This is a genomic window from Rhizobium sp. SVR5-9E (genome assembly GCF_056755095.1).
The window spans coordinates 18882-31116 of the sequence record NZ_JBNDHS010000007.1; the positions used below are offsets into that span (position 1 = coordinate 18882).

General features: G+C 60.3%; 13 protein-coding genes. 6 read left to right on the forward strand and 7 right to left on the reverse strand.

Annotated features, from left to right (window positions below; translation table 11 throughout):
- Positions 1-19: 19 nt before the first annotated feature.
- From ACPYOJ_RS05910 to ACPYOJ_RS05930, 5 genes are read right to left on the reverse strand one after another with little or no spacing between them, the layout of a single operon-like run.
- Complete coding sequence (locus tag ACPYOJ_RS05910; RefSeq protein ID WP_481415414.1) at positions 20-790, reverse strand: class II aldolase/adducin family protein; 771 nt, start codon at positions 788-790, stop codon at positions 20-22.
- A gap of 44 nt (positions 791-834) precedes the next feature.
- Positions 835-1605, reverse strand: coding sequence for a class II aldolase/adducin family protein (locus ACPYOJ_RS05915; protein WP_481415415.1), 771 nt, complete (start codon positions 1603-1605; stop codon positions 835-837).
- 48 nt (positions 1606-1653) lie between these two features.
- Positions 1654-2172: a tripartite tricarboxylate transporter TctB family protein gene (locus tag ACPYOJ_RS05920; protein ID WP_481415416.1), complete on the reverse strand. Its 519-nt coding sequence runs from the start codon at positions 2170-2172 to the stop codon at positions 1654-1656.
- Positions 2169-3671 (reverse strand): tripartite tricarboxylate transporter permease, encoded by a 1503-nt coding sequence (locus tag ACPYOJ_RS05925; RefSeq protein ID WP_168833059.1) that lies wholly within the window; start codon positions 3669-3671, stop codon positions 2169-2171. Before ACPYOJ_RS05925 ends, ACPYOJ_RS05920 begins: the two co-directional genes overlap by 4 nt.
- Positions 3672-3695: 24 nt before the next feature.
- Entirely contained in the window at positions 3696-4652 is a 957-nt protein-coding gene (locus ACPYOJ_RS05930; protein ID WP_168833060.1) for a Bug family tripartite tricarboxylate transporter substrate binding protein, read from the reverse strand.
- A 534-nt stretch (positions 4653-5186) separates the two neighbouring features.
- Between ACPYOJ_RS05930 and ACPYOJ_RS05935 the strand changes: the two genes are divergently transcribed.
- Together ACPYOJ_RS05935 and ACPYOJ_RS05940 are read left to right on the forward strand one after the other, a co-directional pair.
- Positions 5187-6305 (forward strand): helix-turn-helix domain-containing protein, encoded by a 1119-nt coding sequence (locus tag ACPYOJ_RS05935; protein WP_481415417.1) that lies wholly within the window; start codon positions 5187-5189, stop codon positions 6303-6305.
- Between the two features lie 90 nt (positions 6306-6395).
- On the forward strand, positions 6396-6698 hold the full coding sequence (locus ACPYOJ_RS05940) for an MliC family protein (protein WP_481415418.1): 303 nt from the start codon (positions 6396-6398) through the stop codon (positions 6696-6698).
- Positions 6699-6770: 72 nt separating this feature from the next.
- Here ACPYOJ_RS05940 and ACPYOJ_RS05945 read toward each other — a convergent pair whose 3' ends face one another.
- Both ACPYOJ_RS05945 and ACPYOJ_RS05950 read right to left on the reverse strand, forming a co-directional pair.
- Entirely contained in the window at positions 6771-7049 is a 279-nt protein-coding gene (locus ACPYOJ_RS05945; RefSeq protein WP_481415419.1) for a hypothetical protein, read from the reverse strand.
- Positions 7050-7381: 332 nt separating this feature from the next.
- Positions 7382-8188 (reverse strand): class I SAM-dependent methyltransferase, encoded by an 807-nt coding sequence (locus ACPYOJ_RS05950; protein ID WP_481415420.1) that lies wholly within the window; start codon positions 8186-8188, stop codon positions 7382-7384.
- A gap of 103 nt (positions 8189-8291) precedes the next feature.
- On the opposite strand from ACPYOJ_RS05950, the gene ACPYOJ_RS05955 reads away from it, so the two are divergent.
- The 4 genes from ACPYOJ_RS05955 (at position 8292) to ACPYOJ_RS05970 (ending at position 12227) form a co-directional block, all read left to right on the forward strand.
- Positions 8292-9431, forward strand: coding sequence for an ABC transporter substrate-binding protein (locus ACPYOJ_RS05955; protein ID WP_481415421.1), 1140 nt, complete (start codon positions 8292-8294; stop codon positions 9429-9431).
- A gap of 32 nt (positions 9432-9463) precedes the next feature.
- A complete protein-coding gene (locus tag ACPYOJ_RS05960; RefSeq protein ID WP_481415422.1) occupies positions 9464-10531 on the forward strand; it encodes a FecCD family ABC transporter permease in 1068 nt (355 codons plus the stop codon).
- Positions 10525-11280, forward strand: a complete 756-nt coding sequence (locus ACPYOJ_RS05965) for an ABC transporter ATP-binding protein (RefSeq protein ID WP_481415423.1) — start codon at positions 10525-10527, stop codon at positions 11278-11280. Before ACPYOJ_RS05960 ends, ACPYOJ_RS05965 begins: the two co-directional genes overlap by 7 nt.
- A 302-nt stretch (positions 11281-11582) precedes the next feature.
- On the forward strand, positions 11583-12227 hold the full coding sequence (locus tag ACPYOJ_RS05970) for a metallophosphoesterase family protein (RefSeq protein ID WP_168833068.1): 645 nt from the start codon (positions 11583-11585) through the stop codon (positions 12225-12227).
- Positions 12228-12235: the final 8 nt, after the last annotated feature.

The window sequence follows — 12235 nt, forward strand, 5'->3', positions numbered from 1 at the left end:
TCCCCGAACCGCCTAGCGGCTAGCCACCCGCCTGCCTATCGGTACGGGAATAGCCCTCCCCGAAATCCCAATTGCCCGGTACGTAGGGGCGGTCGACCTCGTGGCACCAGTTCTCCCAGCCGCGCTCGAAGGTGAAGCCTGCGCGACCGCGCTCGATGGCGGCGATCTCGCCCGGGGAGAGATAGGTCACCTCCCCCAGCGCCATCGCCTTCATCTGCATGCCGGCATTGAGCTCCATGTAGACGGCCGTAAAGACCGCCTCACGCAGCGAGCGCCCGACGACCGTGCTGCCATGCCCCCGCATCAGCGTCATCGTCCGCCCGCCAAGGCAGGCGGCGAGATCGCGACCCATGTCTATGTTGGTCACCAGAAGATTGGTGCTTTCGCCGAACTTGTGGCTGATATCCCACGTCGGAATGTCGTCGCCGATCGGCGCGCACATGTGCATGATCGGTCGAAGCTTCTTGCCGGTCACGGAAAACGGGATCACGCTCGGGCTGTGATTGTGGACAACGGCATTGATCTCTGGTCTCGCTTCGTAGATGCCGGCATGAATGAAGCGCTCGGAATAAGGCTTGCCAGGCTCCGCGCCGATGCTCGTCCCGTCCAGCGTGAATTCCATGATATCAGAGGCTTCGATGATCGCCGGCGCCCGCGCCCGTGACAGAAAGAAGCTGTTCGGATTCTCAGGATTTCTCACGCTGACATGTCCGAAGGAATCCAGAACCCCTTCGTTGGCCAAGATTCGGTTCGCCGTTACCAGTTCCTCAAGGAGATCGTGCTGATCCATCATCATGTTTCCGTATATTGCCGCAGGGGTTGTCTTGTCGCTGATCAGGCAACGACCGATGACCAGGTTTCCGGAATGATTCCATCGTCGACGGCACGGCCGACATAGTATTTCCAGAGCTTGGCCACGTGCCGGTCGCGATTGAAGGTGCGGCCGAAATCCTCGAGCTCGGCGGCGGTCAGGGGCTCGACCTCTCCCAAGAGATGCGCGTCGTAGAGCGCCTTGGCATTTTCGACGAAATGCACGGAATCGATCAACAGCGCCTTGACGGATTCGGCAACGATGACCTGGCCATGGGCGCGTATCTGCAGCGCCTGATGACCGCCAAGCGTCTTCGCCAGCGCGTGGCCGAGCTCGGAATCGCTGACATGGCTCGGATCCGGATGTACCGGGATGCCACTCGCCCAGCGGATCGCGTGGTTCTTGACCGGCAGCAGCGGCTTGTTCTTGACGATCGTAAAGGTCGTGGCGAGATCGTCATGGAAATGCGCCACGGAATTGACGTCGGGACGCGCCTTCAGCACTTCGGTGTGGAGATAGACTTCGGCCGGCGCGCGGATGCCCTTCGGTCCGACGACGACCTTCCCTTCCATGTCGCAGATCAGAAGATCGTCCGGTCCCAACGAGGCGCGGCTCTGGTCGAAGGACTGGATCAGGATATGCTGTCCGTCTGGCAGCCGGGCGCTGACATGGCCGCTATAACCGAGGATATCGAGACTGTTGAGAATCAGCGTGCAGGAGGCCACCTCCTCGCGCAGCCGGCGCTCCTCGACGTCATATCCCGTACCGGACCTTGCTTCCTGAAAACCGCTCATTGAAACTCCTTGATGATATTCCTTGAATGTGAATGTTGAGGCCGCTCGTCAGTCCTCGAAGAGGACGCCGCGATAGAGCGGAATGGAAAGGATCTCTTCGAAGCTGACCCACAGGAACAGAACGACGGCAGCCGCGATCAAGATGCTGAAGAGGGGCTTCTTGCGGCCCTCCAAGATCATGTAGGAGGCCAGATAGACGGGCACCGAGGGCAGAATGCCGACGAGCATCACGCCCGCCGTAAAGGCGGCAACCCAGCCGACCGCCAACAGCTCACGGCGGCCGGACGGATGTCCTTCGTCCTCCTCGTCGCTCTTGGGCATCTGCGTGATGCCGGCTCCAGGATTGAGATATTTACGGACGAGCTCGCCGGTGCGGGTCGCCGTGCGCGAGAGGATATCGAGCGCGATCAACACCACCAGCGTATAGCAGACAAGGAGAGGGACCTCGCGCGAGGCGGGCGGATATCCGTAGGATGCGACGATGAAGATGCCGGTGATGGTAAGCAGCACGAGCGGCGGCGCGAAATTCTGGGCAAGCGCGCTGAAGCCTTTGGGGGATTCCTTCATGACAATTCCTCGGCCGTTTTCTGCCGCCGCGAGAGCGAGCGCAGCATCGGGAAGGTGAGAGCAAAGACGATCATAAACAGCAGCAAGGCCGAGATCGGACGGGTGACGAAGATCGACCAATGCCCACTCGAGATCATCATCGTCTGGTCGAAACTGCGTTCGGCAAGTTCGCCGAGCACCAGCGCGATGACGAGCGGCAGGCGCGGATAATCGAAGCGGATCAGCAGATAGCCGATGATGCCGAAGACGAAGGCGAGCACGATATCCCCCGCCAGCGAGTCGTTGGCATAGGCACCAACGAAGGAAATGGCGATGACGGCGGGCACCAGGATATGGGCGTCGAGGCGCGTGATCATCGCCAGCGGGCGGACCATCATCAGGCCGATCACCGAAGCAAGTACGGATGACAGCGTCAGCGTCAGGATGAGACCGTAGATCTCCGCCTCGTGATGCATGATCATCGTCGGTCCGGGCTCCATACCGTGCAGCACGAGGACCCCGAGGAGCACGGCCATTTCGGCGGTGCCGGGAATGCCGAAGGCGAGTGTCGGAATGAGGTTACCACCATCCTTGGCATTGTTGGCCGCTTCCGGAGCGATGACCCCCTCAATGTTGCCCTTGCCGAAGCTGTTCGGATCCTTGGAGGCCTGAACGGTGCTGAAATAGGCAAGGAAGGCGGCGACTGTCCCGCCGACGCCAGGGATCGCGCCGACTAGCGTGCCGATCAGCGAGCCGCGAAGCAGCGTCTTCCAATATTTGAACGAGGCCCATACGCCGTCCAGCGTCCCTGTCAGCCCCACCTTGTCCTTGTGCTTGGCGATCGAGCCGCCCTTAGCGGAGAGCTCGATCATCTCCGGGAAGGCGAAAAGGCCGATCATCGCCGGAGCCAGCGGAACGCCCTCCCACAGATGTTCGATGCCAAAGGTGAAGCGCGTGCCGCCGTTGACGTTGTCGAAGCCGACGAAGGCAAAGAGCAAGCCGATACCGCCGACGATCATGGCGCGCAGCATGTTGCCCGGCGCGCAGGCGGCGATCGTCACCAGCCCGAGCACCGCCAGCAGGAAGAATTCCGACGGGCCAAAGGCGAGGACGATCGTCTTCGAGATCGGAATGACGAGCAGCAGCGTGAAGACACCGATGACGCCGCCGACGGAAGACGAACTTGCCGAGGCGCCGAGCGCGAGACCTGCCTTGCCCTGCTGGGCGAGCGGATATCCGTCGAGGCAAGTCGCTGCGTTGGGCGCGCCGCCAGGCAGGTTGATGAGGATCGAGGTGACCGAGCCGCCGAAGGACACCGCACCCATCAGCCCGCCCGCTAGTGAAAGGGCGGCATAGGGGTCGAGACCGACGGTCATCGGCCCGAAGACTGCAAGCGCTGTCGTGCCGCCCATGCCGGGAACGACGCCGACGATGAGACCAATCAGCATCCCGATCGTCAGAAACAGAAGCGACTGCAACGTAAATACATTGCCAGCCGCGGTGAGCGCGACGTCAAGCATCGATCTTTCCCGATCCTCTGGTGCTTAGTTGGCAGGGCCAAGATATTGGCTGTACTGCTTGTAGAAATCGAACTGGCTTTCGAGCGAAGCCTTGGCCGCAGCCGCGTCGCCGGGTTCGATGTCGATGCCGCTTTCCTTCGACCACTTCACCGTGTCCGGATCCTGCATGGCGGCCATCAGGCTGTCAGCCAGCGTCTTTGCGACCTCGGGCGGAAGGTCCGGCGGGCCTGCGACAAGCCTGCCGAGCGTCAGTTTGGAAAGTTCGGGGCGGCCCATTTCCGTAGCATTCTGCGCGCCGGGAACGGAGGACTTCTCCTCGAACGTACCGATAATGCGCATCTCGCCGGATTCGGCGAATTTCTTGAGAAGCGGCAGCGGGCCGATGACGGCATCGCCATCGCCGCGGATGACGGCAAGCACGTAGTCGTTGCTGCCCTTGTAGCCGGAGATGATCTCGCGCTTGATGCCGAGCATGTCGGTCGCGATCATCGTGGTGGAATAGGCGGTGGAAGACGGGCCGGAGGCTGTGAACTTGACCGGACGCCCGAGCGCCTTCAGGTCCGCTACAGTCTTGTAGGAAGAGGCGGAGGGAACGCCGACGCCGTAGTCATCGTGGCCGAAGCTCGCAAGCCAGGTCATCTTGGTCAGATCGTACTGCAGACCGCTGTCCCCACGGATCTGGGGAACCAGCATGCCGGGGATGTTGAATATGCCGATCGTGTAACCATCGGCCTTGGCACGGAAAACCTGCGCCGCGCCGCGCGCGCCGCCAGCGGCCGGAACGTTCGTCGGGACGACGTTGACGGATTGCGGCAGGTGGCGCTCCATGGTCGGCGAAATCGCCCGGACATACGTATCGAACCCGCCGCCTGGGCTCACCGGGATCACGAATTCAATATTCTTGGCCGGAAAATCGGCCGCCACGACCGGGGTCGCTGCCAGCGCAAGACAAGCAACGACTGTCTGAATAATCCCTCTCACTCTCACTCTCCTCCTCTTAACGTCCCGTGGGTATGGTCGGATACCGGACCGCATCGCCGGCATCGGTCGCCTTGCGCTCAACGAACGAAATTTGACCCGAAAACACGCATCAGGCGCCGGCGCTGCGAATGCTGTGCAGATCTGTGGCGCTGAAGTGCAATTTGAGAATGAGATCGACGTCCGACTGGTCGAAACGCATCTGCACCCTCCCCAACTGCTAGCGTGACCCAAACGGATACAGCCTGCCGGGTTCATAACAAGGATAGATTTTTGCTCGCTGCTATAATTTTAATTCGTAGCTCGCCACGCGCGAAATCCGCTTGCTCGGCAACTCCGCGCGGCCTCCGTCCTTTAGCGCGTCGCAAGCGGCCGGCATGATCGGGGCAAAACTTCCCGGCCCTGCGTGGGATAGAATTTTGCTGCAACTCGATCTCTTTTGTATGAAAATTATGCCCAAATTCGTGTTCTTCCCAAAATCCCCGGAAATCCTTATGTAGGTTTCTGTTCCTTGCTACTCAGACCCCAAGAAGCGAAATGAGCGTTGAAGCCGCGCCCAATACAGACGGACAGCCGCTGTTGTTCGATACGGCTGCTTTCGCCTCGCCGCAGCAGGGGTTCGAGCGCTTGTGCGAGCTGATCGTCGACATCTGCGACGCGGCGATGCTTGGCGAGGCGGAGAATTTCCGTGTCGTCGCCAGCACCCTGCATCTTGGCAATGCGTTGCTGCTGGACGGCCGTTCGAGCGCCTTGCGCTATAACAGGACGCCCGAGCATATCGCGCGCGGCCTCGATCACTTTCAGCTCGTCATGTATCTCGGCGGCGGCGCTGAATTCATCGTTGGCGAGCGCACCTTCCTGCAGCGGGCGGGTGACGTCTCCCTCATCAATATGAGTAAACCCCACCTGACGCGCGAAATTCCGGGCGACGACGGCGTAGCCCGAGTTTTGAGCTTCATGCTTCCTCGCCCTTTGCTCGCGCCCCTGTTCGCCGCGATCGAAAACGTTCCGACGATCACCGTTGCAAGGCGCGAGACCGCATTTGGAGCCCTGATCGGCGAACATATGCTGGCGCTGAAGCGTTACGCGGCGCAACTGACGCAGGCCGAGCGCCAAGCGGCAGCCCAATCGCTGGCGCAGCTTGCAGCCGGCGGCATGAATTCCCACGCCGACAACACCGTCCCCCTCCCGAGCTCATCGCAAGAGGCGCTGCGCGCCCGAATCAAACGGCACATCGAGGACAATCTGAGCACAGCCTCGCTCGATGTGACGAACCTATGCCGCCGCTTCGCGCTATCGCGCGCCAGCCTCTATCGCCTGTTTGCGCCGCAGAGCCCCGCGAGCTACATTCAACAGCGCCGGCTGCACCGCGCCTTCGCCATCCTTGTTTCTCCGGCATTCCGCCCCTGGCGGATCATCGACGTTGCCGTCGAATGCCAATTCAGCTCGGACGCGACCTTCATCCGGGCCTTTCGTCACGAATTTGGCCTCACGCCCGGGGAAGCGCGCGAGCGGTCGCTACGGACCTCCAATGCGCCTCCGGACGATCGCCCGGCCGAGCCTCGTCCCGACGCCGAAGCGGCGCGCTGGGTGGCCGAGCTCACAGGCGCCATTCCGCAACTCTCCGCGCTTCGCACCATCCGCCAGGAGAAATGAGACGGAGTGCAAAGCAAGCAGGGATGGAGGGCAAAGCCGCCGCTGTCGCCTTCTGGTACGGGCTGCGCTTTTCGATACAAGGAGATAGACGTGACCAGGATCGGAATCGCTGTTTTTGGAGCTGCACTGCCTTTGATGAGCGTGGCCGCTGCTTTCGCGCAGGACCAGGCCGGAGTGATGTATCGCTGCGACGACGGCACGGCGGTCATTGCAAGCTTTGTGAATTCCACGAACGAGGTCCTGATCACGACAGGTGGCCGCAGCTTCCGTTTGCCGCAAGCGAGGTCCGGCTCAGGCGCGCGCTACACGGATGGCAGCGTGGTGTTCTGGATCAAAGGCGACGACGCGCAGCTCGAAGCGGCCGGCAGATCGACCAACTGCCACGCGCAATAGTTCGAAGCTTGGATCGAATAAAAAAGGCGCCCAATCGGGCGCCTTCCGGAAGCAGCTTTGCGGCAAGCTCGATCAGTTGGCGACGGCCATGCCGGCCTGCACCTCGACGATCGCCTGATCGACCAGGCTGATCGCGTTGAGGCGGTGGCCTCCCTTGTTGGTCGTACCTTTCTGCAACGATGATTTCGCAGAGACCAGCGAATTCAGCGCCGACTGCATGTAAGGCTGGTTACCGCCCCACTGAGCTTCGACGCGGCTCGGCTGCAGAAGGATTGCGGCGCTCGAAGCAAAGGCTATTCCAAGGCAAAAAGCGAGCGCCGTTCGGCGCGGCGGCAAAGATAAAGATTTCATCAATAACTCCATTAAATCCAGCTTTGGTGGCGCAAGATCAATTACTTACGCCGAGCAAAATACGTACGCGCGAATGAAGGGCAATGACTGGAGCGCATATTTACGAGGCTGGGAACAAAATTGATACGTTCAGAATACTTCGCTGAGACGATTGGCAAACGCTTGATATTATTATTGCTCAACCAAGGCCGGAGACGCGTGCATCCCGCCGCTCTCACGCGACGTCTATCCAAGTCCGGGTCTCATGTGAGAGCCGAATCGCGGCTCTCCCGACAGTCGATCTGATTTCTCGCGTGTCCGGCTTCTCGGCCCTGACATCCCGTCGGATAACGTCAGTTCACCGCCTTCACCGCACAGATTGCGTAGCGATGCTGCGCAGCCCTTTCCAGGCCCTTCAGGAAGGTGAAATTCCCTCTCTGCGTTCTGTGGATCGTCCGCATGTTCGTGTCGATGGTTATGGTCGAAAAGCCGGCGTCCGTCAGCAACGCCGCCACTGCTTCGGCGCGTGCACCCTTCGAAAAGTAGACCCGCGAAAGGATGCTCTTGTGCGTTTCGGCAAGGGCGGGCGGCTGATGCGGGCGAGCGGAGCTCCGGCGAAGCCGGGACAACGCATCGGCGAGACGGTTCGCGAGGAGTGAGACGAGGCTTGGATTGACGAAATCGCCGTCGATGATCAGCAGCTTGCCGCCGGGTTTCAAAACACGGTGCCATTCGGCGAAAGCCGCCTTGGGGTCGACGAGGGTCCAGACGAGATGGCGATTGGTGATGATATCGTAAGAGGCGTCCGCCTCCATGGTATTTTCCGCGTCACCCATGAGGAAACGGATTGCCTGGCCGCGCGACTTCGCCTTGGCCCGTGCTCGCTCCAGCATTGGTTCCGCCCAATCGATGCCGGTGACGGAAAAACCGAGATCGTCCAGAAGATGGGAGACGACGCCCGTACCCGAAGCCAGATCCAGCGCCTTGCGGCTCTTGCCTTCTCCAAGATGCCTGAGAATGAGATCATGCCAAGCAGCCCGCTCGGCCTCGGAGAAGATTTCATGACCCGGTTGCGTGTCGAAGGTCTCTGCCCTCACCGACCAATAGGCCTTGATCTCGTCTTTCAGACTGTAATTTGATTGGGCCGCTACCTGATGCATACACCCTCCAGAACCGTGTCTGGAACGCTTCTAAAAGAAATAACTTGACTGTAAAAGTCATAAAATAATAAATCCACACCGAAACATTTCAACGGGGGTAAACGTGTTCAACGTTCGTGTGGTGGCAACCGCCGCCGCGCTTTCGCTCGCTCTTTTTTCGGGTGCAGCGGAAGCCGGCGAGAAGGTGACGATAAAGGATATCAGCGGCCGCGAGGTCGAGGTCAGCGTTCCCGTCGAACGCGTTATCCTTGGTGAAGGACGGCAGATCTATTTCGCGGCAACCCTGGACACCGACGCACCTTTCAAACGCATCGTCGGCTGGCGGGACGATTTCAAGAAGGCGGATCTCGACGGCTATAATGCCTATCTCGAGAAATACCCGGAGATGGAAAAGATCCCCAGCTTCGGCGGCATGAAGGACGGCACCTTCGACATCGAGCAGGCGGTCACGCTGAAGCCCGACGTCGTCATCATGAACATCGATGCCAAATCGGCGACCGAGGAAAGCGGCTATATCGAAAAGCTCGCCAAGGTAGGCATTCCGCTCGTCTACGTCGATTTCCGCGAGAAGGCCATGGAGCATACCGATGACTCCATGCGGATCATCGGCAAGCTCTACGGCAAGGAAGAGCGTGCCGAAGATTTCGTCAAGTTCCGCAACGAGCAGCTCGCCCGCGTCACCGGCGTGATTGCCAAGGCGACGGGCCTGAAGAAGCCCGTGGTCTTCATGGAGCGCGCCGGCGGCTATAGCGACGATTGCTGCATGTCCTTCGGCGACGAGAACTTCGGCGAGATGGTCGAACTTGCCGGCGGCATAAACCTGGCCAAGGACATCATCCCCGGCACCTTCGGGACGGTGAACCCGGAGCAGATCATCGCCTCCAATCCCGATCAGGTGATCGTCACCGGCGCCAACTGGGAGCTCTACGTTCCCGGCGGCAAGTGGGTGGGTTTGGGCGCCGGTGCTGACAAGGCCGAGGCCACCAGGAAGCTCGCGGCACTGATGCAGCGGCCCGCCTTCACGGATATCAAGGCGGTCAAGACCGGCAATGTCCATGCGATCTGGCATCAGTTCTACAATAATCCGTACCAGTTCGTGGCGGTTCAGCAGATCGCCAAGTGGCTGCACCCTGACCTCTTCAAAGACCTCGATCCGGACGCGACCTTCAAGGAATTGCATCAGCGCTTCCTGCCGGTCGAATACCGCACGGGCTATTTCGTGTCGCTCAATACGAGCCTTTGAAATCTCGTGACACTTGAAAGGGGCTCGGCTTGATGGCCGTCACAATCGAAAACGCGGCAGTTCTCCCAGGACGCGGTCAGTACCGCGCCCTGGCGGCTCGCCGGATCCTGATATTGTCCGGCCTTCTCGCGACATTGATCCTGAGCGTCGCTGTGGACATGGGCCTTGGCCCGGCGCGATATACGCTGAGCGAGGTTCTCGCGGCGATCGTTTCGCCAGACACGGTCGAAAACAAGTTGCGGGTGGTGATCTGGGACATTCGCATGCCGATCGCGCTGATGGCGGTGACGGTCGGTGCCTCGCTCTCGCTTGCAGGCGCGCAGATGCAGACCATTCTGGCCAATCCGCTGGCCAGCCCTTTTACGCTGGGCATTTCCGCAGCCGCCGGCTTCGGTGCCGCACTGGCGCTGGTCGCGGGCATTGCCGTCTTTCCTGCAGCAATCCAGTTCATGGTGCCCGTAAACGCCTTTCTGATGGCGATGCTTGCCTCACTCTTCATTTATGGCGTTTCGACGCTGCGCGGCGTCACCGTCGAGACCATCGTGCTGCTCGGGATAGCGCTGGTCTTTACGTTCAACGCGCTTTTGTCGTTGCTTGAATATCTGGCATCCGAACAGGCGCTTGCCGCCGTCGTCTTCTGGACCATGGGCAGCCTGACCAAGGCCACCTGGATGAAGGTTGGCGTCACCTGCGCGGTCCTCGTCTTATGCATACCGCTCTTTGCCCGCCGCGCCTGGGCGCTGACGGCACTTCGCCTCGGCGATGACAAGGCTGCGAGCCTCGGTGTCAATGTCCGTTCACTGCGGCTCGAAACCATGCTTCTCGTTAGTCTGCTGGCGGCGATCCCCGTCTCTTTTGTCGGGACGATCGGCTTCGTCGGGCTCGTCGGGCCGCACATCGCGCGGATGCTGGTCGGCGAGGATCAGCGCTTCTTTCTGCCCGGATCGGTTATCTGCGGCGCGCTGTTGCTCTCGGTCACCTCCGTTGTATCGAAGACCTTGATTCCCGGAGCGATCCTGCCGATCGGTGTCATTACCGCACTCGTGGGCGTTCCCTTCTTCTTCTCCCTTATCTTCACCAACCGGAGGCGGGCATGGTAGCGCTCAGACTGGAGGGGGTCGGCGCGCGCTACGGCCGCACGCAGGTATTCAACGGCATCTCGACCGATGTGCTGCGCGGCGGCGAATTGACCGCCGTGATCGGCCCAAATGCCGCCGGCAAGTCGACCTTGTTCAAGCGGATAGCCGGCCTGCTTTCCGGGCCGGGCGTTGTCCATGTCGAGGCAGCCAGAGATGGCCACAGGTCGATCTGTTACATGCCGCAGGATACCGGTGCCAACGCGGTTTTGACCGTCTATGAGTCGGTATTGCTTGCCGCCAAGCAGGACTCCGGCTGGCGGGTCGCCGATCGCGAGCTGACGGAGATCGACCGGGTTCTTTCGGCGCTGCGTATTTCAGATCTTTCCTTCCGCGATCTCGGCGCGCTTTCGGGCGGGCAGCGGCAATTGGTGGCGATTGCCCAGGCCTTGGTCCGCAAGCCCGAAGTGCTCCTAATGGACGAACCGACGTCGGCGCTTGATCTTTTCCGGCAGATCGAGGTGCTGGAGTTCATGAGAAAACTCGCTGCAGCCGACGGCATGGCTGTTTTGATCGCTCTCCACGATCTCAATCATGCGCTTCGCTACTGTACCCAGACGATGGTGATCGCCGGCGGCGGTTTGATTGCAAGCGGCCCGACCGAGGATGTCATCACACCGGATATGCTGCGCGAAGTCTACAACGTCATCGCTCGCATCGAATGCTGCAGCGAAGGCAAGCCGGTGGTCATCGTCGACGGCACGGTGGGATAGAGAGCAACTCCCCTGCCCCGCGAACGGATTGGAGCCACACCTCTTTCGCTGGCTACCCTTGTCAGTGACACCGCCGATCGGAAACCAGTGCCCTTACCGCCCCTGGCAGCGCGCCGGTCGCGTTTGGAACTGGACGCGAAGCTTAAAGCCGTGAATAAGCACTTCCTTAAGTAATTCGATAGCGACTATTGCCTCGATGAGAATAAGATCGAGGCAAGTCGCACCGGTGATTCGCTGTTCCCAGTCTCGAAGCCAATCGTCTTAATGGGAAACGTATCCGATGCGCCGAAGAGAGGGGCCGCGTGAGCTACACGTTCGCAATAGGCGATATTCATGGCTGCATTGATCCACTGAAGCGCCTGCTCGCTAACATCGCGGCCTACGCTTCGGGTGGCACCGTCGTCTTCCTGGGAGACTATGTCGACCGCGGACCGGACAGTCGATCCGTCGTCGAAAGGCTGATTTCCGGCCCGCCATCCTCCAGCTGGAAATGGATAGCGCTTAAAGGCAACCACGAAGATATGATGGTTGGTGTGCATGCTGGGCAATGCGATCAGTCATGGTGGCTCGCAAACGGAGGGCTCAAGACTATCCAGTCGTATGAAAACGAAATCCCCGAGTGGCATCTGGAATGGGCGCACAGCCTTCCGCTCATGCACATGGATGAGCATCGGATATTCGTTCACGCCGGCGTCCGGGAGGGCGCATATCTCGAAGACCAGACCCCCAAAGATCTATTGTGGACCCGAGTGCCAGATGACTATTCCAGCACTTACTGGGGTAAGCATCTCTGTCACGGTCATACGCCTTCGCACCAGAACCCTCTCACGGTCGGAAACCGCACCAACGTCGACAGCGCTTGCGTCTTCGGTGGCAAGCTATCTTGCGCCGTCTTCGATGACAGCGTCCCTGGCGGCCCGATTGCTTTTCTCGATGTAAAGGCCTGAGCTGTTCG